The organism is Actinacidiphila acididurans (assembly GCF_016918855.1).
Lineage (GTDB): Bacteria > Actinomycetota > Actinomycetes > Streptomycetales > Streptomycetaceae > Actinacidiphila > Actinacidiphila acididurans.
This window is the reverse complement of the sequence record NZ_JADKYB010000003.1, coordinates 57,098-77,239: the sequence shown is the minus strand read 5'-3', so window position 1 is coordinate 77,239 and position 20,142 is coordinate 57,098. Positions and strand designations below refer to the sequence as shown.

General features: G+C 71.0%; 12 protein-coding genes and 1 pseudogene. 8 read left to right on the top strand and 5 right to left on the bottom strand.

The window, feature by feature from the left end; translation table 11 throughout:
* Positions 1-40: 40 nt before the first annotated feature.
* Positions 41-349, bottom strand: coding sequence for a tautomerase family protein (locus ITX44_RS05900; RefSeq protein ID WP_205355964.1), 309 nt, complete (start codon positions 347-349; stop codon positions 41-43).
* A gap of 400 nt (positions 350-749) precedes the next feature.
* On the opposite strand from ITX44_RS05900, the gene ITX44_RS05895 reads away from it, so the two are divergent.
* The 5 genes from ITX44_RS05895 (at position 750) to ITX44_RS05875 (ending at position 12,323) form a co-directional block, all read left to right on the top strand.
* Entirely contained in the window at positions 750-1,871 is a 1,122-nt protein-coding gene (locus ITX44_RS05895; RefSeq protein WP_205355963.1) for an enolase C-terminal domain-like protein, read from the top strand.
* A gap of 494 nt (positions 1,872-2,365) precedes the next feature.
* A complete protein-coding gene (locus ITX44_RS05890; protein WP_205355962.1) occupies positions 2,366-4,981 on the top strand; it encodes an OmpL47-type beta-barrel domain-containing protein in 2,616 nt (871 codons plus the stop codon).
* 51 nt (positions 4,982-5,032) lie between these two features.
* A complete protein-coding gene (locus ITX44_RS05885) occupies positions 5,033-9,103 on the top strand; it encodes a discoidin domain-containing protein (RefSeq protein WP_205355961.1) in 4,071 nt (1,356 codons plus the stop codon).
* A 249-nt stretch (positions 9,104-9,352) separates the two neighbouring features.
* Positions 9,353-10,360 (top strand): zinc-binding alcohol dehydrogenase family protein, encoded by a 1,008-nt coding sequence (locus tag ITX44_RS05880; RefSeq protein ID WP_205355960.1) that lies wholly within the window; start codon positions 9,353-9,355, stop codon positions 10,358-10,360.
* A 34-nt stretch (positions 10,361-10,394) separates the two neighbouring features.
* Positions 10,395-12,323 carry an FUSC family protein gene (locus tag ITX44_RS05875; RefSeq protein ID WP_205355959.1) on the top strand — a complete coding sequence of 643 codons (1,929 nt, stop codon included), beginning with the start codon at positions 10,395-10,397 and terminating at the stop codon, positions 12,321-12,323.
* Positions 12,324-12,448: 125 nt separating this feature from the next.
* Here the strand turns inward: ITX44_RS05875 and poxB are convergent, their stop codons facing one another.
* The 3 genes and pseudogenes from poxB to ITX44_RS05860 all read right to left on the bottom strand — a co-directional run bounded on the left by poxB (position 12,449) and on the right by ITX44_RS05860 (position 16,195).
* Positions 12,449-14,185 carry a ubiquinone-dependent pyruvate dehydrogenase gene (poxB, locus tag ITX44_RS05870; RefSeq protein ID WP_205355958.1) on the bottom strand — a complete coding sequence of 579 codons (1,737 nt, stop codon included), beginning with the start codon at positions 14,183-14,185 and terminating at the stop codon, positions 12,449-12,451.
* Between the two features lie 126 nt (positions 14,186-14,311).
* Positions 14,312-15,111: pseudogene (locus ITX44_RS05865) on the bottom strand (NAD(P)/FAD-dependent oxidoreductase); the annotation flags it as partial.
* A gap of 187 nt (positions 15,112-15,298) precedes the next feature.
* Positions 15,299-16,195, bottom strand: a complete 897-nt coding sequence (locus tag ITX44_RS05860; RefSeq protein WP_205356284.1) for an RNA polymerase sigma-70 factor — start codon at positions 16,193-16,195, stop codon at positions 15,299-15,301.
* Between the two features lie 205 nt (positions 16,196-16,400).
* On the opposite strand from ITX44_RS05860, the gene ITX44_RS05855 reads away from it, so the two are divergent.
* Entirely contained in the window at positions 16,401-16,922 is a 522-nt protein-coding gene (locus ITX44_RS05855; protein ID WP_205355957.1) for a DUF2716 domain-containing protein, read from the top strand.
* A 2-nt stretch (positions 16,923-16,924) separates the two neighbouring features.
* Here the strand turns inward: ITX44_RS05855 and ITX44_RS05850 are convergent, their stop codons facing one another.
* Positions 16,925-18,379, bottom strand: a complete 1,455-nt coding sequence (locus ITX44_RS05850) for an MFS transporter (RefSeq protein WP_205355956.1) — start codon at positions 18,377-18,379, stop codon at positions 16,925-16,927.
* 179 nt (positions 18,380-18,558) lie between these two features.
* Here ITX44_RS05850 and ITX44_RS05845 point away from each other — a divergent pair, with 179 nt between their 5' ends.
* Together ITX44_RS05845 and ITX44_RS05840 are read left to right on the top strand one after the other, a co-directional pair.
* Positions 18,559-19,455 carry a helix-turn-helix transcriptional regulator gene (locus tag ITX44_RS05845; RefSeq protein ID WP_205355955.1) on the top strand — a complete coding sequence of 299 codons (897 nt, stop codon included), beginning with the start codon at positions 18,559-18,561 and terminating at the stop codon, positions 19,453-19,455.
* 119 nt (positions 19,456-19,574) lie between these two features.
* Complete coding sequence (locus ITX44_RS05840; RefSeq protein ID WP_205355954.1) at positions 19,575-20,051, top strand: hypothetical protein; 477 nt, start codon at positions 19,575-19,577, stop codon at positions 20,049-20,051.
* The last annotated feature ends 91 nt before the right edge of the window (positions 20,052-20,142 follow it).

The following is a 20,142-nucleotide window of genomic DNA, read 5'->3' as shown; positions in this document are numbered from 1 at the left end:
CGCACCGCACCGTGCGTTGTGCCGTCCCGAAGGGAGCCCGTCAAGCGCCCGGCTCCTTCACCGGCGCGGCCTCGGCCCACTCGGCCCTGGTCGTCGGCTTGCCGTCGACCGTCTCGATCACAACCTTGGAATTGGTGAGGACTTCGCCGAGGGACCGGGGTCCGCGGAAGGGGCGGCCCCCGATGTGCCAGCCGTCCGTGTGCAGTTCCTCGATCAGGACCCAGACCACCTCGCGAAAGGCCTCGGATCCCTCGAATTGGACCATCACATCGGTGAGTGCCGCGGCCATGGCGTGCTTCTCCTCCTCCGAGAAGACGCCTTCCACGAGTTTGACGTTGACAAAAGGCATTGCGACCATTCCTTTCGGTAGCCGAAGAACACCGCACACCGCTCTCCGCATGGGGAAGCGGGTCCGCGCCATTCGATGCTAGAACCGCGGGATCGCGGCGACTTGACCGGACGTGCACAGTTCTTGCCTCGGCCGTCGCAGGCGCCGGAGCGCACCCACCCGCACCCCCGGCAGGCCGGACTTCGATCGATTGCCCGGGCCCTTCGGCCGCAACGGCCGGCGGCAGTCGAATGACCGATGTCGGCGCCGCCCGCCCGGACGCACTCTGCACGAGTGGGCGGCTGAGCCGGAAGAGCATTCGCGCTCGTCACGCGCGCCCGGAACGGCGCGGACGGTGTCCCGGGCGCCCGGCCCCTCCGACCGCCTCACGACACAGGCGGATTCAAGGAATCGAGCGAAGATGACGGCCGTACATCCTGTCCTGACCCAACAACCCACGCTGCGAGCGGTACGCAGCCGGACCGTCGTGGTGCCGCTGCGCCGCCCGGTCATCGCGGGCATCGGACGATTCGACCAATGGCCCCTGGTCCTGGTCGACGTCGAGACCAGCGACGGCGTGACCGGCAGCAGCTACATCGCCCCCTACCGGGCCGCCGCCATGCCGGCGATCGCCGCGGAACTCCGCGACCTCGGGGAGGTGTGGAGCGACAAGCCCCTCGCGCCGGCTGACGCCTTCGCGCAGTTCGGCCGGTCACTGAACGTCGTCGGTGTGGCGGGCGTGTCCATGATCACCCGGTCGGCCCTCGACATGGCCCTGTGGGACGCGCTGGCCAAGACCGCGGGGCTGCCGCTGGCCCGGCTGCTCGGCGGCACCATCGGCCCCGTGCCGTCGTACAACAGCAACGGCCTGTGGCGGCACGGCATCGACACGCTGGGCAAGGAGGCCCGGGAACTGCGGGACGAGGGCGGTTTCCGCGCCATGAAACTGCGGCTCGGGAACCCCGACGTCCGCCACGACCTCGACGCCGTGCGGGCGGTCCGGGACGCCGTCGGCCCCGACATCGACCTGATGGTGGACTTCAACCAGGCCCTGGGCTTCGGCGACGCGGTCCGGCGCTGCCACGAGCTCGACGAGCAGGGACTCTACTGGTTCGAGGAGCCGATCGCGTACGACAACGTGGAGGGGTACTCCCGCCTCGCCGGCAAGATCCGCACTCCCTTGCAGTTCGGCGAGAACTACTACGGGCCGCGGGACCTGTTCACCTTCCTGCGCAGCGGGGCAGTCCCGTACGCCATGGCGGACCTGATGAGGATCGGCGGCGTGTCGGGATGGCTGCAGGCCTCAGGGCTGGCGGCCGCCGCGGGCACCCAGCTCTCGAGCCACCTGTACCCGGAGATCGCGGCGCACCTGCTGCGGGTGACCCCGACGGCGCACTGGCTGGAGTGGGTCGACTGGGCGCACCCGGTCCTGGACGAGCCGTGCCTGCCCGTGGACGGCACGGTGACGGCGACCGACAAGCCGGGTACGGGGGTGGCCTGGGACGAGAAGGCGGTCCGCAAGTACCTCGCGCACGGGGCCTGACGCCCTCAGCCGCCCTGTCGTCCCGGCGCCGCGGCGCGGGCGCGACAGGGCGGCCGGCGGTCGACCGACCGGCCGGATGTTCTTGCCTGTCCCTGCCGAGTTCTTGCCCGCGCCGCTTCGCCACTGTGCGGTGGAACCAGGGCCGCTATGCCTGGCACGCCGTGCAATTGACGGAGTTTCAGCCGAATGACACAGGGAAGTCCAGCGAAAAAGCCTTTATTTCCTCCGGATTGAAACATAAACGGCCGGGTGCTCCAGGCCCTCCTCCTTGACTGCGGCCGACGATCGGACGATTGTCCGTGTGCGCCCAACCGCGGCAGGGACAGCGGCGGTTGGGCGAGCGGCGCTGCGCAGCCCGTTTTCTCCCTGCTTTCCCTTCTGTCAGATCTCACAGAATCGATGGAGACATGGGTCTGGAATCCTTGATCCGCAGTGGGCCCGCCGTGTCCGGCGGAAGGCCGCGCCGCGCACGCGCCGCCGCGATGCTCGGGGCGGTGGTTCTGGGGGCCGCGCTGCTCGGTCCGCAGGCCGCCAGGGCCGACACGCAGCCGCCCGTGCTGCACGTCACCCTGACCACGGCGGACCTGAGCAGCGCGATGGCGCCGCAGCCCGACATCACCCTCGGCGCACCGGCCGCGCACCCGGACGTGACGCTCGACGACACGAAGTCACTGCAGAGCGTCGACGGCTTCGGTGCCGCTTTCACCGACAGTTCGGACTACCTGCTCGCGGGCCTGCCCGCCGGTCGGCGGGAGAGCGCCATGCGCGCCCTGTTCAGCCGGCAGGACGGCATCGGCCTGTCCTTCATGCGCGAACCCATGGGAGCCTCGGACTACTCGGCCAGCCCGCCGGACAACGCGGCGGCGTACAGTTACGACGACAACGACGGCGTGCCCGACCCCACGCTCGCACACTTCTCGATCGCCCACGACGAGCGGTACGTCATCCCGGTCGTCAAGCAGGCCCAGGCGCTCAACCCGGCGATGAAGCTGTACACCAACACCTGGAGCCCGCCGGCCTGGATGAAGACCACCGGCTCGATGATCCCGGTGGACGGCGACGCCGGCACCCTGACCCCGGCCGGCTACCCGGCCCTGGCCCACTACTACGTGGCGTTCCTGCGCGCGTACGCGGCGGCGGGGGTCAACGTGTGGGGCATCACCCCGCAGAACGAGCCCTCGGTCACGCCCAATGGCTACCCCGGCATGAACCTGTCGGCGGCCCAGGAAAGCAAGCTCGTCGCGCAGTACCTGTCCCCCGCGCTGCACAATGCCGGGCTGGACACGAAGATCCTCGGAGCGGACGACAACCCCAGCGTCGGCTACGAGGAATCGCTGGTCTCCGACCCGCAGACCGACCAGGACCTGTACGCACTGGCGTACCACTGCTACGGCGGCAACATCGGCGACATCGCCAAGGTCGCGGCCGACCACCCCAAGCGCTCCTACCTCACCGAGTGCTCGCCGCCGCCCGGCATCGCCCCGATGACCACCAGCCAGCTCATCATCGACTCGATCAACGCCGGCGTCAGCGGCGTCGACACCTGGAACCTCGCCCTCAACCCGGGCGGCGGCCCCAAGATGGGCGCGGGCTGCACCAACTGCGACGGCCTGGTCACGGCCAACCCGGACGGCACGGTCACCTACAATCTCGGGTTCTTCCAGATGGGCCAGTTCTCCCGGTTCGCTGACCCCGGGGCGACCCATGTCGGGGTGACCGCCGCCGATTCCTCGGCGATCTCCGCGACGGCCTTCCGCAATCCCGACGGCAGCGAGGCCCTGGTGGCTTCCAACAACAGCGGCCGGGACCGAACCTTCACCACGGCGTGGAACGGCAGCGGCTCCTTCGCCTACACCCTGCCCGCCGGCGCCACGGTGACGTTCTCCACGGCCGCCAAGCCCGCGCTCGACGTGCCGCGCGACGGCGCCGGCACCGTGCTGTACACGCACACCGGCACGGGCACCGGCGAGTGGGACTTCGAACCCCCGGGCGCCTGGGGCACCAGCGACGGCAACGCGTACTCCAGCCAGAAGGGCGCCACCGCCACGCTCTCCTTCAAGGGCAGCGGCGTGACGCTCTACGCCTTCCCCAACTCCCTCAACGGCATCGCCTCCCTCGCCGTCGACGGCGGCCCCGCCAAGCTGGTCGACTTCTCCACCGCCCCGAGCCGTACCCCCAGGGCCATGGCCGCCTTCGGCGGGCTCGACCCCACCCGCACCCACACCCTGGTGGAGACGGTCACCGGCACCAACGGATCCGCCGACCGCGGTTCGTACGCTTCGGTGGCCTCCGCGGTGACGACCTCCGACACCCTCGCCCCCACGGTGACCCTGAGAACCGACCCGCAGCAGCCGTCCGGGACCGGCGGCTGGTACACCGGACCCGTCACCGTCACCGCGACCACCTACGACAACGCCGACCCGGCACCCGTCGTGGAGACCAAGGTGGACGACGGTCCCTGGACTCGCGCCCACAGCAACTCCGGCAGCGTGTCCGTGACCCGGGACGGCACCCACACGGTGGCCGCCCGGGGCATCGACCAAAACGGAAACACCTCCGCCCCCTCGACGCTCACCGTGCGCGTCGACGCCACCGGGCCGACGGTCACCACCCAGGTCAGGCCGCCCTTCCCCACCGGGGCCGACGGCTGGTACACCGGTCCCGTCACCGTCACCGTCACCGCGGTGGCCGCGGACGCGGTGGACCGCGCCCCGCGCCTCGAGTACCAGTTGGACGGCGGCGCCTGGACCCCCTACCGGGGCGGGATCAGGATCACCGCGGACGGCCTCCACGACGTGGTGGTCCGGGCCATCGACTCCGCCGGCGCGACGTCGCGGCCCGACCGGCGGACCGTACGCATCGACGCGACGGCGCCGGTCTCCAACGCGTCCCTCGACCCGGCCCGGCGCACGGTGACCCTGCGCGCCGCGGACAGTACGTCAGGCGTCGCCACCATCCGATACCGTCTGGGCACCGGCCCCTGGCAGACCGCCACAGGACCCGTACGGATCGGCAAGGACAGCACTGGCATCAGCTACCGGGCCGTCGACACCGCCGGGAACATCGAGCCGGTCAACGCCCTGACAGTGGCGGCTGCCAGCGTTGGTTGACAACGTTGTCTTCTCTTTCCTTTCCCTATGTTCGTGTGAGGGGACTCCAGCATGACAAGCACGTCCGAACAACCGCCCCGACCGTCCCGGCGCTCCGTCGTGACGGCGGGCTCCACGCTGCTGGCCGGATTCGGCCTGGGCGCCGTGCTGCCCGGCGCGGCCCGCGCGTCCGAGCCGACCGGCACGCCCGCGGCGACCACGGCGGGTGAACTCGCCATCTACCGTCCGGTCCAGGTGTCGTCGACGGCCTACGCGGCCACCGCGGCCGAGTTCGTCGTCGACCGGCTGAGCTCCCCGGGTGTCAAGGGCTCCGGGTGGCGGGCCGGCGACGGCGACCCGCAGTGGATCTCGGTGGACCTGCAGGGGGTCTGCCGGGTGACCTCGGTCCGGCTGACCTTCGAAGCCGCCGCGGGCGACCCGGTCTTCATCCCGGCGACGTCCGGCAACTGGTCCGACGGCACCACCGGCCAGGAGATCCTGTCCAGCTACGCGACCGAGTTCGTGGTGGAGACCTCCCTCGACAACCGGTCCTGGTCGAGCGTGTACCGAACGACGTCCGGAACGGGCGGGGCGGTCGACATCGCGCCGAGCGCCCCGGTGACCGCCCGCTGGGTGCGGATGACCGCAACCAAGCGGTCGACCGGCAACCCACTCGGCCTCAACGGCTTCGAGGTGTACGGCACCCCCGGCGGCGACCGCCCCGCCGCGACCGGCTGGACCGACTGGGGCCGCCACACCCGTGTCGCGCCCCCGCTGACGACCGCCGCGGACGGCACTGTGCCGCTGGAGTCCGGCTGGACGCTGACGATGGACGACTGGGCGGGCGGCGAGGGCGCCGACCTGTCGAAGCCGGGCGTGGACACCAGCACCTGGCTGCCGGCCACCGTGCCCGGCACCGTACTGGCCTCGCTGGTGGACCAGGGCAAGCTGCCCGACCCGGTGGCCGGCTTCAACAACCTGCACGTGCCCGAGGCCCTCTCCCGCCACTCCTGGTGGTACAAGAGGGATTTCGAGCTGCCAGCCGGCCTGGACATCGCCGGCGGCCGGCACGTCTGGCTGGAGTTCGACGGCATCAACCACCGGGCCGACATCTGGCTCAACGGCAAGCAGGCCGGCACGATGACGTACCCGTTCGCCCGTGCCGCCTACGACGTGACGGCGCTGCTCGGCACCGGCACCCAGGCGCTGGCTGTGAAGATCACCCCCATGCCGCTCCCGGGCAGCCCAGGTGACAAGGGCCCCGCGGGCGAGTCCTGGGTCGATGCCGGCGCGGGCCAGATGAACCTCAACTCACCTACGTACCTCGCTGTTTCGGGCTGGGACTGGATGCCGGCCGTGCGTGACCGGGTGAGCGGCATCTGGAACCACGTGCGGCTGCGCTCCACCGGTCACGCGGTGATCGGCGACCCGCGGGTGGACACCGAGCTGCCGAATCTGCCCGACACCTCCACCGCTCGACTCACGATCCTGGTGCCGGTCCGCAACGCCGACAGCGCCGATCACGCGGTCACCGTGACCGCTGAGTTCGACCGGGTGACGGTCAGCCGGACCGTCACCGTCGAGGCCGGGCAGAGCACCGACGTGGTTTTCACGCCGGACGACTACGCCCAGCTCACGGTCCGCGACCCGGAGCTGTGGTGGCCCAACGGCTACGGCGACCCGGCCCTGCACGACCTGGCGCTGACGGCGGTCGTCGACGGCCGCACCAGCGACCACCGCACCACCCGGTTCGGCATCCGCGAGTTCGGTTACGACTACAAGATCACCCTGCCGTTCGTCGCCTCCGGCGACGCCTACACGCAGTCCGTCGACGTCGGCGCCCGGCAGGCCCGCTACGTACGCGTCAACTGCCAGACGCGCGCGACTGGTTGGGGCTTCTCGCTGTGGACGGTGGCGGTGCTTGACTCCGCGCACCCGGACCAGGACCTGGCCCTGCACGGGACCGCCACCTCCTCCACGGTCGCCGACGGGACCGACCCGTCCGCGGTCACCGACGGCAACGCGAACACCCGCTGGTCGTCGGCGTACGCGGACGGCCAGTGGATCGAGGTGGACCTCGGCTCGGTGAAGTCCTTCGACCGGGTCGACCTCGCCTGGGAGCAGGCGTACGCCCGGACGTACACGGTGCAGGTCTCCACCGACGGGTCGACCTGGACGGACGCCAAGGCGGTCGACAACACGGCCCTGCCGCTGCCGTTCAACGGCGGCGACGCCAGCCTGCGCGTCGAGTCGGTCCCGGTGACGACCGCACGGTACGTGCGGCTGTCCTGCGGACTGCGCAACACCGACTGGGGCAACTCGCTGTGGACGCTGTCCGTCCTGGACAGCTCGAATCCGGGCACCGACCTCGCGCTGCACAAGGCGGTCACCGCCTCCACCGAGGACCCGTCGTACCCGGCGGTCAACGCCACCGACGGCAACGGCAACTCCCGCTGGTCCAGCCAGTACCTGGACAACCAGTGGATCCAGGTGGACCTCGGCTCGGCGCAGACCTTCGACCAGGTCGCCGTGCTGTGGGAGGCGGCGTACCCCAAGACGTACGCGATCCAGTCCTCCGGCGACGGCAGCACCTGGACCGATCTGAAGACGGTGAGCAACGCGCCGGAGCCGCTGAAGATCAGCGTCAACGGCGTACGGGTCTTCGCCCGCGGCGGCAACTGGGGCTGGGACGAGCTGCTGCGCCGGATGCCGGCCGAGCGGATGGACGCCGCGATGCGCATGCACCGCGACATGAACTTCACCATGATCCGCAACTGGGTCGGCTCCAGCGACCGTGAGGAGTTCTTCGCCGCCGCGGACAGGTACGGGCTGCTGATCTGGAACGACTTCCCCAACGCCTGGGGCATGGACCCGCCGGACCACGACGCCTTCAACACGATCGCCCGCGACACGGTGCTCCGCTACCGCATCCACCCGAGCATCGTGATCTGGTGCGGCGCCAACGAGGGCAACCCGCCGCAGGCGATCGACGACGGCATGCGGGCTGCGGTGCAGTCCGAGGACCCGGACATCCTCTACCAGAACAACTCCGCCGGCGGGATCATCAACGGCGGCGGCCCCTACAACTGGGTCGAGCCGACGGCCTATTACGACCCCGGCTCGTACGGCAGCCACAGCTTCGGCTTCCACACCGAGATCGGCATGCCGGTCGTCTCGACCGCCGAGAGCACCCGCGACATGGTGGGCGACGAGCCCGAGTGGCCCGTCGGCGGTCCCTGGTACTACCACGACTGGAGCGAGCACGGGAACCAGCAGCCGCAGAGCTACGTCGCCGCCATCGAGGCCCGCCTGGACACGGTCCAGGATCTCGACGACCTCGCCGTGAAGGCGCAGTTCGTCAACTACGAGAACTCCCGGTCCATGTTCGAGGCGTGGAACGCCAACCTGTGGAACGACGCCAGCGGCCTCATGCTCTGGATGTCGCACCCCGCCTGGCACAGCACCGTGTGGCAGACCTACGACTACGACTTCGACGTCAACGGCCTCTACTACGGCTCCCGCAAGGCTTGCGAACCGCTGCACGTCCAGGCCGACCCCACCACGTGGAAGGTCACCGCGGTCAACCACACCCCGAACGCGATCAAGGGCGCGACGATCACCGCGCGGACGTACGACCTGAACGGCAGCCAGCTCGGCGCCGCCAAAACGGCGTCCGCCGACCTGGCACCCTCCACCGCCGTGGCGTCCTTCACCGCGGACTTCGGCGCGAGCCTGCCCGACTTCCACCTGCTGCGCCTCACGCTGGGCGACAGCAGTGGCCGGACGCTGTCGGAGAACACCTACTGGCGCTACCGCACCCCGGCCGCCATGAAGGCACTCAACACCGCCCGGCAGACCCGGGTCACGGCGAGTATCGGCCGGGTCACCGCCTCCGACGGCCGGCGGCAGTTCACCACCACCGTCCGCAACACCGGCTCCGCGATCGCGGCTATGGTCCGGCTCTCCCTGCTCGACCAGCGGGGCAACCGGGTCCTGCCGACCGTGTACGGCGACAACTACCTGTGGCTGCTGCCCGGCGAGTCCCGCCGGCTCACCGTCTCCTGGCCCGAGCACGCGATGAGCGGGGACCCGGTGCTCCGGGTCGCCGGCTACAACACGCCGACCGCGACGGCCCATTCGTAAGGGATGTGCTGAGCGGCCGCTCGTGGCGTCTGTTCCCGGCGGCCGCTCGTAGCGGCGTCCAGGGTGCGGGCACTTTATCGGGAGTACCCGCACCGGCCGCTTTTCCAGCGGTGCCGTCTTTTCCAGCGGTGGCACGTGTGCGGGTATGCCCCGCCGGTCGAGTCATATGACAGATGCCGACGCCCACCGCCCCGTCCGAGGCTGGGGAAGACCTCGAAACAGCAGGGCACCGTGCAGAAGGAGCGCCTCATGGCCGCGCAGACGATGGAGGCAGTCGGTTCGTACCGGGGGCTTCCGGTGGACAGTCCGGGGAGCCTGCAGGACGTCGTGGTACCGGTGCCGCGGCTGCGTCCCCGTGACGTGCTCGTACGCGTGCGGGCGGTGTCGGTCAATCCGGCGGACGTCAAGCTCAGAGCGAGCCTGCCCGCCTCCCGCGATCCCCGCGTCCTCGGCTTCGACGCGGCGGGCGTCGTCGAGGCCGTCGGCGCCGAGGTCAGTACCCTCGCGGTCGGCGACGAGGTCTGGTACGCCGGTGACATCACCCGCGCCGGCAGCAACGCGGAGCTGCACGCGGTGGATGAGCGCATCGTGGCGCTCAAGCCGGCGTCGCTGTCGTACGCCGAGGCCGCGGCCCTTCCGCTGACCACCATCACGGCCTGGGAGTCGCTGTTCGAGCGCTTCCGGCTCACGGCGCAGTCGCGGGGCACCCTGCTGGTGATGGGGGGCGCCGGCGGCGTCGGCTCGATCATGATCCAGCTCGCCAAGGAACTCACGGGCGTTCGCGTGCTGGCGTCGGCGAGCCGTCCGGAGTCCTCGGCCTGGGTCCGTGACCTGGGCGCCGACGCGGTGGTGAACCACCACGACCTGGTCACGACAACCCAGGAGCAGGCGCCCGAGGGTGTGGAGTACATCTTCAGCCCCCACTCACGCGGCAACATCGACGCGTACGCGACCCTGCTGCGGCCCTTCGGCCACATCACGGCGATCGACGAGCCGCGGGACCTGGACCTGGTCCCGCTGAAGCCCAAGAGCATCGCCTGGCACTGGGAGCTGATGTTCACCCGCCCGATGTTCGGCACGCCCGACATGGACGCGCAGAAGAAGCTGCTCGGCACGGTCGCCGGACTCGTCGACGACAAGCGTGTCCGCACCACCGCGACCACCGTCATCGAGGATTTCAGCGCCGCCGGGCTGCGCGAGGCCCACCGGGCGGTGGAGTCCGGCCGGACCGTGGGCAAGGTCGTGGTCACCCGCTGAGGACGGCTGCCGGCTCTCGGCGGAGGGAGGGATCGTGCTGGTTGTCCGGGGTTCCCACCGGGTCCGGCGGAACTGGCTCGGCCGGGTGACCGCGCTCAGGCCCGCGAAGCCGCCTTGGCCCGACGTGCTCCGCTCGGGGCTGTTCCTGCCGGGACCGATGGCGCTCGGGCTCGCGACCGGGCAGGTGGCCGCCGGTCTGTTCGGCACGCTCGGCGCGCTCCTGGGGATCCTCGCCGAGCGCAGCGGTACCACCGGCCAGCGGGTGACGCGGATCAGTCTGGCGGCCGGCGGTGGAGTCGTCGCCATGCTGCTGGGCCCGCACACCGCCGGTACCGGCGTCGCGCCGTTGCTCGTCGTCGCCGGCTTCGCCTGCGTCTCGGGCGTCGTCAGTTCCGTTCACCCGACGCTGTCCTTCGCAGGCATGCAGTTGCTCGTCCAGATGTCGGTCGCCGGGGGCCTGTCCCCCGGCGTGGCCCGGCCGGTGCTGCTCGCCTGGTACGTGGGCGCGGTCGCCTGGGTGCTGCTCGGTGTCCTGGTGCAGGGCGCGGTGGAGCGCACGTCGCGCCGGTACCGGACGGAGGTCGCCGGGGCCGTGTCCGCGCTCGCCGACGCGGTACGCGGCGGGGAGCCGGGGCTGCTCGCCGCGCAGACGGCGATCGCGGCGACCGACGACCTCGTGGCGCTCGCCACCCCCGTCCGTCCCGCCCTGCGAGGCGAACTCGAGGCCCTGTTCGGCATCACGAGCCGACTGCCCGAGGTGGCCACGGCAGCGGCGGCGGCCGTCCAGCGGGCCGACCCGCGCGTGCGCACGGCGTTCGCCGGCGAAGTGGACGAGGTCGCCGCCGCGATCGCCGCCCGGCGCGCGCCGGCCCTCCCGGCGGACCCGGCGGACCCGGCGGACCCGGCGGCGGAGCGCCTTGTACGCCGGGCCCGCACGCTGCTGCTCGCCGCGGCCGCGGCCCCACCGCACGACCGGGCCGGCCAGTGGCGGGCCCGGTCCAGCCGCCGCATAGTCGACGCGCTCACGAGCGCGTCGACCCGCGCGTACACGGTGCGTGTCGCGCTGTGCATGACCGCGGCGGAGCTCGTGCGCCAGGCGGATCCCGTCGCGCACAGCTACTGGGTGCTCATCACGGTGGCCATCTGCCTCAAGCCGGACTTCCAGGCGGTCCTGGCCCGGACACTGCAGCGCATCGCCGGCACCCTGATCGGCGCGCTGCCTGCCGTGCTGCTCGTCCGCGCGACGTCGCACGTCGGCCAACTGGTGGCCATGGGGCTCCTCGCCTGCGGCATTCCCTACACGGTGCGGCGCAACTACGGGCTGTTCGCGATCCTCATCACGCCGATCGTGCTGATCGTGCTGCACTTCGGCGGACCGGTCGGCGGCGCCGGTGTCGTCGAGCGCATCGTCAACACGCTGCTGGGCGGTTGCGTGGTGCTCGTCTTCGGGTACGTCCTGTGGCCGGGCACATGGCGACCCCCCTCCAGGACCCGTATCGCCCGGCTGCTCACCACGCTCGCGTCGGTCCTGGACCCCGCAGTCGGCGACACGGGTCGTGCGCGAGCGCGGGTGTACGCCGAACTCGCCGACCTGCGGACGGTCACCGGGCACGGCCCGTACGAACCTCCCGCAGTCCGAGCGAGGCGGCTGCTGTGGTCCGACGTGGTGGACGGGGCCCTGGCGGTGGTGACCGCGGGTACCCGGGTGGCCGGCACGGACGACGCGAGCCGTCTTCCCGGGGCGGCGGCCAGGCTCCGGACGCTGTCGGAGGCGGTGCGCGGCCGCGTCCCGTGGGCCGGCCCCTACGGCTCCGGCGCCCCGGCGCCGGCCGGCGAAGTGGACGAGCAAGTCGTGGCCCTTGCCGCCTCGGTCGCCCGGGTGTGGCCGCCGCGGACACGGGGTGCGCGGCGACAGCACCGGGACTCGCCAGCCGAGCCCAGCCCGACGGACGCGGCATGGTGACGGCCGGCGCACACCATGTCGACCACCACGGCGTGGCCTCCCGCAGATCGCGTGCCCCTGTCCCGGCCCGGCGCATGCTGCCATCCCCCGCACGCGCCGGGCCGGTGCTTCACGCGCGACTCGCACTACTCCGTCCGCAGGTCCCGCAGGTTCGTCCGGGCCAGTTCGACGATCTCGTCGCCGCGGCCGGACAGGATGGTACGAGTGGCGTACAGGGTGAACCCCTTGATCTGCGCCAGTTCCAGTTTGGGCGGCATCGACAGTTCGTGCCGAGCCACTTGGACGTCCACCAGTGCGGGGCCGTCGTGCGCGAAGGCCGCCCGCAGGGCCCGTTCGAGTTCGGACGGCCGCTCCACCCGTTCCCCGTGCAGGCCGGCCGAGCGCGCCATTCCGGCGAAGTCGGGGTTGATCAGCTCCGTGCCGTAGTTCACGATGCCGGCGGCCTTCATTTCCAGCTCCACGAAGGACAGGGCCCCGTTGTTCAGGACGACCACCTTGACCGGGAGTTCCTGCTGCCGGAGCGTGAGCAGCTCGCCCAGCAGCATGGCCAGGCCGCCGTCGCCCGAGAGGGTCACCACCTGACGGCCCGGGTGGGACGCCTGTGCCCCGAGGGCCTGCGGCAGCGCGTTGGCCATCGTGCCGTGGTTGTACGAGCCGAGGATCCGCCGCTTGCCGTTCATCGTCAGGTAGCGGCTCGCCCATACGGTCGGACCGCCGACGTCGACGCAGAAGACCGCGTCCTGCGCCGCGATTTCGTCCATCTTCGCCACCACGAACTGCGGGTGCAGCGGACCGCGGTCGTGGCCCGGCGAAGCCAGCGCGTCAAGCCTGCGGCGCGCCCGTGCGTAGTGGGCGGTCATCGTATCCAGGTGGTCGGTGTCGGTCTTCGCCTTCAGCAGCGGTGACAGGGCCGCCACGGTGTCGCGGACGGTCCCGACCAGGGGCACGTCGACGGGGGTGCGGCGCCCGATGTTCTCGCCCCGTATGTCCACCTGGATCACCGGGACACCCTCGGGATAGAACTGGCGGTAGGGGAAATCGGTGCCCAGCATGAGCAGCGCGTCGCAGTGCTCCATGGCCCGGTAGCCCGAGCTGAAGCCCAGCAGGCCGGTCAGCCCGACCGTGTACGGGTTGTCGTACTCCAGGTACTCCTTGCCGCGCAGCGCGTGTACGACCGGTGCCTTGAGCTGCCCGGCGAGGGCTACCACCTGGTCGTGCGCGCCCTGGCAGCCCGCGCCGGCCAGAATCGTCACCCGGGAGGCGCCGTTGAGGATCTCGGCCGCCGCCACGAGCGCGCTGTCGGAGGGCCGGACCACCGACTCCGCGGCACGCACCACGTGCACCCGGTCGTCGTCCCCGGCCGGGTGGAGGAAGATCTCCCCGGGCACGACGACCACCGCGACCCCGCGGCGCTCGACGGCCGTGCGCATCGCGATCTCCAGTACGCGCGGCAACTGTTCGGGAACGCTGACCAGCTCGCTGTAGACACTGCACTCGGCGAACAGGTCCTGCGGGTGGGTCTCCTGGAAATAGCCGCCGCCGATTTCCGCGCGCGGGATGTGCGCGGCGATGGCCAGCACAGGGACCCGGCTCTTGTTCGCGTCGAACAGTCCGTTGATCAAGTGCAGGTTGCCGGGGCCGCAACTGGCAGCGCACACGGCAAGTTCCCCGGTCAGGCCGGCCTCGCCGGCCGCCGCGAACGCCGCCGCCTCTTCATGCCGTACGTGCTGCCAGGCGATGCCGCCGTCCCGCCGCAGGGCGTCCGTGAAACCGTTCAGCGAATCGCCCGGCAGTCCGTAGACCCGCCGGATTCCCGATTCCCTGAGAGCGGCGACCATGTGGTCCGCCACAGTCCGGTGCATGCTGTGCTCCTCACCCGATTGGCCGGACCCTGTTCGTCCGTCCGGCCTCCGCCGACCGACCCGCTCAGCTTGTCCCGACCCGTGCCGGAGCCTCTTCTGTCATTCGACTGCGAGCGGGCGCCCGGCCCGAGCACGGGCGTTTCGACTCCCACCCGGACGAGGTCGCCGACCTGGATGCTCCGGACTCCGCCGACAAGGTCCAGACCCGGCCCGGATACGGTCCGCGGCCGCCCCGCTACCGTCGGCCAGCCGTACCCCGTCGACCCGGCCGGCGGTCCCGGTGAGGGATTCCACCTCCACGTCGGGCAGCAGATCCACGCCGTGATCGGCGTGCAGCGCGGCGAACACCTCGGCCGCCTCGGGCCCGAGCACCTTCAGCAGCGGCAGCCCGGAGCGCTGGAGCAGGGTCACCTCGGCGCCGGCCGTCCGGGCCGCGGCGGCGGTCTCGAGGCCGATCCACCCGCCACCGATCACGACGATCCTGGCCCTGCCGTGAAGACGGACTTGAGCCGCTCGCTGTCCTCGACCCGGCGCAGGTACAGGACGTTGTCCAGGTCGGCGCCGGGGACGGTCAGACGGCGCGGGGACGAGCCGGTGGCCAGGAGCAGCTTGGCGTAAGGGATCCCACGGCCGTCCGCCAGTTCCACCGTCCGCGCCCGCGGGTCGAGCGCCCGGGCGCGCGTGCCCAGCAGCAGTTCGACGTCGTGTTCCCGGTACCAGTCGTCGGGGTGCACGAAGATCGCATCACGTTCTTCCGCGCCGAGCATGTAGCCCTTCGAGAGCGGCGGCCGTTCGTACGGCTTCTCGCGCTCGTCGCCGATGATGACGAGCGGGCCGCTGTGGCCGTGCTGCCGCAGCGCTTCGGCCGCCTTGCCGGCGGCCAGACCGCCACGGACGATCACGAAGGTGTTCACAGAAGTCCTCATCCCGGGTCTCGCAGGCGGCATGTCCTGTCGGGCAGATCACCCGACCGACCGGGCAGCCGCTCCTGCCGGGACAACCCCGGAACCGCCGACGGGGATACGGCCGCTGCACCGGTGCGGAGTACCCGTCACACCGGTCCGGAGTACCCGGTCGTACCGCCCGCCGGACCAGTGGCCGGGCCGACGTGCCTCAGTCGTCCAGCGACGCCACGTAAGGAGCCAGCTTGGCCGGATTCATGACCCACAGAATGCGTTCGATGCCTCGCGGCGACACGTCGAGGGACAGCAGCGCGACCGGCTCGCCCTCGACCGATACGAGGACGGCCGGCCCGCCGTTGGCCTCGACCCAGCGGGTCCGCGTGGGCGGCCAGAAGCGCGGGGCGAAGGCGGCGAGGTACTTGGAGACGTGCGACAGTCCGACGACCGGGATCCTGGACGCGCCGCGCACCCCGTCGCCGTCCGTCCAGCTGACCACGTCCTCGGTGAGGACGTCCTCGAGCACCGCCAGATCGCCGGACTGCGCCGCGGCGAGGAACACCTCCATCAGGCGCCGGTGAGCCGTGGCGCTGACCGGCTCCCTGCGCTCCACCGCCAGGTGCTTCCTGGCGCGGCTGACCAACTGGCGCGTGTTGGCCTCGCTCGTCTCCAGGATCTCCGCGATCCGCTGGTACGGGTAGTCGAAGGCCTCCCGCAGCACGTAGGCCGCGCGTTCCACCGGGTTCAGCTTCTCCAGGAGGAAGAGCACGGCCAGGTCGAGGACCTCCGCGCGCTCCGCGCCGAGTTGCGGATCCGCGCTGGTGTCGACCGGCTCGGGAAGCCAGGGCCCGACGTACGACTCGCGCCGCACCCTGGCGGACTGGGCGAAGTTGATCGCCAGACGCGTGGTCACGGTGGCCAGGAAGGCCGCCGGATCGTTGACGACGGCGCGGTCGGTCCGCTGCCACCGCAGCCACGCGTCCTGGACGATGTCCTCGGCTTCCGCGGCGCTGCCGAGCACGCGGTAGGCGATGCCGAAGAGCCGGGGACGTACCGCGATGAAATCCCTCGTCGCCCGGTCGAGGGAGCCCGCGTCGTCCTCGGCGTGCATGGTGTCCTCCAGATCCGGAGCGCTCATGCTACAAGCCGCCGCGTCGGGGCCCCCGCCGCCATGCCCGGCCCTCACGAGCGGGAACGGGCACAGCGGGGGTCACCCGGGCGCCGGGAAACCGAAGGGCGCTTACTCCACGAAGGAGGAGTCGTGCTTCTCGAGAAAGGCGGCGCGTTCCTCGAGCCGGATCGATACGCTCTCCCATATGACGGACCAGCCCGTGGTCGAACTCTCCGAGGCCGAGTACCGACGGGTGTGGGACCGCTTCTACGCGGAATTCGGCTTTCGTCCCAGTATGAACTCGGCGATGTGGCCGGCGATCAAGGAACCGGACGCCTCGGTCACCTGGAGCCTGGGGGCGTTGGACGACGACCCGGACTACGAACTGCTCGACAGACTGGTCGAAGTGGTCGAGCAAGGGCTGAGGGCGGTCTGCGTTCCTCCGCAGGGCGGTTTGTTCGCGCTCGACTGGCACCATGCCTCGTACCGATTCTCTCCGCACCTGGTCGGAGGCCCCGAGCAGGCACAATGGCCGCTGAGCCCGTACCCCGACGGCGATTACTACATCTATCTTTCCGAGGATTTCCGCACCGGTAGCTTCGGGCATCCTTGGGAGTTCTCCCTGTGTCTCTTCGGGCAGGAATTCCTCAGCCTTGTGGAAGCGTCGGTCGACGAAATTCTTGGCACGCCGATACGCAGATCCGGTCGGCCTGTCCCCCGTACGTAGCGCTACGAGCCCTCGCCGGCCTCGGCGGAGGCGCGCTTCCCCGTCCGTAGGAAGAGGGCGGCCAGGACCGCGCCGGCGAGCACGAGGGCCGCGTTGACCAGGACGGCGGTGCTGATGCCGTCGAGAATCACGTGCTGGTCGGTCGATGTGCCGACGTGCGCGGTGACGACGGCGCTCATGATCGGCGTGCCCATGGTGATGCCGACCTGCTGGCTCATGGTGGCGATGCCGGTGGCCATGCCCTGCTCGGTGTCGGGCAGGCCGGAGGTGGCGGTCACCATGAAGCCGACGATCACCAGCATGTTGCCGACGCCGCCGACGAAGGTGGCGGTCAGCAGCAGCCACATCCAGCTCCGGCTGTCGCCGAGGCCGACCAGCGCCGCCGTGGCCGCAGCCTGAACCAGCCCGCCGGCCACCAGGGTGGGTGTGGCGCCGATCCGCCCGATCACCCGGGACGCGGCGACACCGCCGGCGACGGTGCCAAGGCCCAGGACGCCGAAGGACAGGCCGGCGGCGAGCGCGGAGAAACCCAGCACCTTCTGGAGGTAGAGGGTCATCAGGAAGACCAGGGAAGTCTCGGTGACAAAGGCCAGCAGCCCGGCCAGGTTGCCGAAGACGACCGTGCGGCGGCGCAGGATCCGTACCGGCACGAGCGGTTGCGGCGAGCCCTTCTCCACGACGTAGAACGCCACCAGCAGCACCGCTCCCACGATCAGACCGATCAGCGCCCAGGAGTCACCGAAGCCGTGCTCGCCCGCCCTGGTCAGACCGTAGACGAGGGACAGCAGGCCGATGGTCACGGTCAGAGCGCCCGGTACGTCGAGCCGGGCGCGGTGGTCGCCGCGGCTCTCGGCGATCACCGTGGGGGCGACGATCAATACGGCCAGCGCCACCGGCACGTTGATGAAGAACGACCAGCGCCAGCCGATCAGTTCGGTCAGTACTCCGCCGAGCACGGCGCCGGTGGTGAAGCCGGCGGACATCAGCGCGCCGTTCAGCCCGAGCGCCTTTTCCCGCAGCGGCCCCTCGGGGAAGGACGACGTCAGCAGCGACAGGCCGGCGGGGGTCACGGCGGCCGTGGCCAGGCCCTGCGCGACCCGGGCGGCGATCAGCATCTCGGGGTTGACCGCCAGCCCGCCGACCAGTGAGGCCGCGCCCAGGACGGCCAGCCCGGCCAGGAACAGCCGCCGCCGGCCGACGATGTCGGCGATCCGGCCGAACAGCAGGGTGCACCCGGCGGCGGCGAGCGCGAACGCGGTGCCGATCCACTGGAGGTTGCCCAACGAGAAGCCGAGCCCCTTGCCGATGACCGGGAGCGCGACGTTCAGGATCGAGAAGTCCACGGCAAGCATGAACTGCGAGACGAGCAGCACCGCGAGGACCAGCCCGAGGCGCCGGGTGAGTCGCTCCGGTGGGGCCGGCGGCCTTGCCGCTGACACGTCGTTCACTGTCGACATCGTCTGAACTCCCTCTCGCCTTCGGCCATCACGCTGAGCGAGAGTCTGCGAAGGCCCGGGAAACGCAGCCAGTCCCTTTTGTTACGTACGCATCGCGTGCGTAGGACCGCCGTTCCTACCACGGGCAGGGGGAGGATCGGCTCCCGCGCGCCCGGTTGCCCGGCGCGATACTGATCGGTATGGACGCACCCATGGGACTCGGTGAATTCCTGCGCACCCGCCGGGCGCGGCTGCGGCCCGAGGACGTCGGACTGGTGTCGTACGGGGCACGGCGCCGCGTTCCGGGGCTGCGCCGCGAGGAGCTCGCGCGGCTGGCCGGGGTGAGCGCGGCGTACTACACCCGGCTGGAGCAGGGGCAGAGCAACAACGCCTCGGCGGCGGTACTGGACGCGCTGGCGCACGCCCTGCAACTGAGCGACGACGAGCATGCCCACCTGCGAAACCTCGCGCGGCCCTCCCGTACCGGGCGGCGCCCGCCGGAACGCCCGGCCTGCGCCAGGCCCGGTACCAGGCAGCTGATCGGCGCGATGGGCACGGTCCCCGCGATCGTCCTCGACCGGCGCAGCGACATCCTCGCCTGGAACCCCGCGGGCCACGCCCTGATCGCCGGCCACCTCGACTTCGCGGCTCCGGACAGCCACTGCGACCGTCCCAACCTGCAACGCCTGCTGTTCCTCGACCCGCACACGCGCGAGCTCTACCCGCGCTGGGAGGAGGAGGCCAAGCGCGCGGTGTCCTCCCTGCGGCTCATGGCCGGGCGCTACTCCGACGACCGGCGGTTCGCCGAGCTCATCGGTGAACTGCTCTTGAAGAGCCCCGAGTTCGCCACGCTCTGGCAGCGCCACCCGGTGCACAACTGCGTCTGCGGCACCAAGTCCTTCCACCACCCCCTGGTCGGCCCGCTCGACCTGTCCTTCGAATCCCTGCACATGCCCGACGACTCCGGCCAGTGGATTCTCATGTACAGCGCCGAAGCCGGCTCCCCCTCGGACTCGGCCCTCCGCCTGCTCCTCGACTTCCTCGCACCCCCGAGCGCGGACCCGGTTCCGGCACACGCCACCGAGCCGTTGCGATGACTCCGCGTCGCGGCCGCGGCCTACGGGCACGGGTTTGAGCGTTCGCCGGAACAAAGCCACGCCGCACGGCACAGCGCCGCAGCTCAGCACCCGCCAGAAGTCATGGGCAAGATGAGCACATGGTCAACGACGAGGACGCGGGCTTCACCCTTCCGCGGGGAGCGTCGGGCTTCTTCCGCCCGGAGGACGGGCCGCTGCCCGAGACCGATCTTCGAACCCTGCGCTCCGCGCTGTACGCAGCCGCCCGTGCCGCCGGAGGCAAGGTGGGTGAGTGCGAGAAACAGCGCTACCCTCGCACATTCCATACCGCGACGGTCATCGATGACACGGGCGAGCACATCATCCTTTGTCACGCCTATCACCCCTGGATCGCATTCGCCCAGGAGCGCCGGGACTGGTACACCGAAGAGTTCCTCGCACCACCACAGTGGGCCGGCGCATTCGCCCACCTGGGGTTCCTCGTGCTCAGCCGGGCGCAGCTCACCACGCCTCTCTCGGACCTCGACACCTCGGTCCTGACCCCAAGCGAGTGGCGCGAAGTTCGTCGCCACGGCATCACCACGCTGGGCGGAGTGCTCTTCAACGCCTGGGACTGATGAGCGACGGCCGGGTCGGGCGTGGCTACGTTCACGGGGTCCCTCCTCGTCGAGGGGCGTTGAGTCCTGAATGGGTGATCCCGACTCGACC

Bases quoted from the DNA above. Each gene is read 5' to 3' on its own strand.
- ITX44_RS05900 (WP_205355964.1), bottom strand. From the start codon at position 349: ATGCCTTTTGTCAACGTCAAACTCGTGGAAGGCGTCTTCTCGGAGGAG.
- ITX44_RS05895 (WP_205355963.1), top strand. From the start codon at position 750: ATGACGGCCGTACATCCTGTCCTGACCCAACAACCCACGCTGCGAGCG.
- ITX44_RS05885 (WP_205355961.1), top strand. From the start codon at position 5,033: ATGACAAGCACGTCCGAACAACCGCCCCGACCGTCCCGGCGCTCCGTC.
- ITX44_RS05880 (WP_205355960.1), top strand. From the start codon at position 9,353: ATGGCCGCGCAGACGATGGAGGCAGTCGGTTCGTACCGGGGGCTTCCG.
- poxB (WP_205355958.1), bottom strand. From the start codon at position 14,185: ATGCACCGGACTGTGGCGGACCACATGGTCGCCGCTCTCAGGGAATCG.
- ITX44_RS05860 (WP_205356284.1), bottom strand. From the start codon at position 16,195: ATGCACGCCGAGGACGACGCGGGCTCCCTCGACCGGGCGACGAGGGAT.
- ITX44_RS05855 (WP_205355957.1), top strand. From the start codon at position 16,401: ATGACGGACCAGCCCGTGGTCGAACTCTCCGAGGCCGAGTACCGACGG.
- ITX44_RS05850 (WP_205355956.1), bottom strand. From the start codon at position 18,379: ATGTCGACAGTGAACGACGTGTCAGCGGCAAGGCCGCCGGCCCCACCG.
- ITX44_RS05845 (WP_205355955.1), top strand. From the start codon at position 18,559: ATGGACGCACCCATGGGACTCGGTGAATTCCTGCGCACCCGCCGGGCG.
- ITX44_RS05840 (WP_205355954.1), top strand. From the start codon at position 19,575: ATGGTCAACGACGAGGACGCGGGCTTCACCCTTCCGCGGGGAGCGTCG.